The following is a 272-nucleotide window of genomic DNA, read 5'->3' as shown; positions in this document are numbered from 1 at the left end:
AACGACGCGCGCCCGACGGCACGTTTGCGGGCGTCGTGTCGGTCGCGCTGCGTCCCAGCTATTTCGACGCGTTCTACCGCGAGCTGCTCGGCGGCAACGACGGCCTGCCGATGACCACGACCCTCGTGCGCGCCGACGGCGCGGTTCTCGCGCACTATCCGCGCCGCCCGCGCGAGCCGGCGGCGGTCGCGGCGGACTCGCCGTTCGCTCAGGCGATGAAAGAGGGACGGCGCGCGGGCGTGACACGCATGCATTCGAACATCGACGGCGAC

Annotated in this window: 1 pseudogene; it reads left to right on the top strand. The window is 72.1% G+C overall.

The annotated features are described in order from the left end of the window. A pseudogene (locus SB772_RS41095) lies at positions 1-272 on the top strand (hybrid sensor histidine kinase/response regulator); the annotation flags it as partial.

Source organism: Paraburkholderia sp. SIMBA_030, from assembly GCF_046535245.1.
Taxonomy (GTDB): Bacteria; Pseudomonadota; Gammaproteobacteria; order Burkholderiales; family Burkholderiaceae; genus Paraburkholderia.
The sequence above is the reverse complement of the archived record's forward strand: the minus strand, read 5'-3'. Positions and strand labels throughout refer to the sequence as shown.